General features: G+C 72.8%; 1 protein-coding gene. It reads left to right on the forward strand.

Annotated features, from left to right (window positions below; genetic code table 11):
* Positions 1 to 71: 71 nt before the first annotated feature.
* The coding region (locus tag ACSLTV_RS36090) for a S1 family peptidase (RefSeq protein WP_435613731.1) at positions 72 to 1,189 on the forward strand (1,118 nt) is incomplete at its 3' end.

Genomic DNA, 1,189 nt, shown 5'->3' on the forward strand with positions numbered 1-1,189 from the left:
CACCAGCGCGTAGTCGCGTGCCGGCCCACGCCCAGCCCCGTACCTCCGATCGAAGGAACGAGCGTCTTTTCATGCCAAGAAGCAGCCTGAGCGCCCCGACCACGCGTGCACGTGCCGCGTGGACGGTCTGCGCCGCCGCCGCTCTCACCGCGGTCGCGACCGCCGGTCCGGCCGACGCCCTCACCGGCACCGACGCCTCCGCCCAGCTGACCTTCGTAGCGAAGATCACCGTTGGGGAGGAGACCGCCTGCAGCGGTGCCCTGGTCGCCCCGCAGTGGGTCCTGACCGCGGCCTCCTGCTTCTCCTCCCAGGCCATGCCGGGGCCCGGCAGGCCCGCGGTCCCCACCACCGTCACCGTCGGCCGCACCGATCTGACGCAGACCGGCGGCAGCGTCCAGCAGGCCGTCGACCTCGTGCCGCACCCGGACCGCGACGTCGTCCTGGTCCGCCTCGCCCAGCCCGTCCCCGGCGCGATCACGCCCGTACGGCTGGCCACCAGCCCCGCCGCGGCGGGTGAGCAGCTGACGAAGGCCGGGTTCGGCCGGACCAGGACGGAGTGGGCACCGAACAAGCTGCACTCCGCCACCTTCACCGTGGCCTCCACGGCGGGCGCCGACGTGAACCTGGACGGCTCGGACACGGCCACCGTCTGCAAGGGCGACGCCGGCGGCCCCGCGCTGCGCACCGCCGGTGGAGCGCCCGAGCTGGTCGCGGTCAACTCGCGCTCCTGGCAGGGCGGCTGCCTCGGCACCGACGCGGCGGAGACCCGCACCGGCGCGGTCGACACCCGCGTCGACGACCTCGGTCCGTGGATCTCCCTGGCGACGGGCGCGCGCTGGGGCCAGACCGGCGAGAACGCCGCCGACTCCCAGGAACTCTCGGGCGACTTCGACGGCGACGGCAAGGACGACACCGCCGTGCTGCACAAGTACGCCGCCGTGAACGGCGTCAACCACACCGCCCTGTGGAAGCTCACCAGCACCGGCTCGGGGACGTACAACCCGGTGCGGGCGTGGGACAACCTCGCGGCCGGACTCGGCTCGTGGAGCTGGGACAACTCCAAGGCATTCACCGGTGACTTCAACGGCGACGGCAAGAGCGACGTGGGCGTCCTCTACAACTACGGCCAGGTCAACGGCGTCAACACCACCGGCCTGTGGACCTTCACCAGCAACGGCACCGGCTTCGA

It is taken from the genome of Streptomyces sp. bgisy159 (assembly GCF_965341775.1).
Lineage (GTDB): Bacteria > Actinomycetota > Actinomycetes > Streptomycetales > Streptomycetaceae > Streptomyces.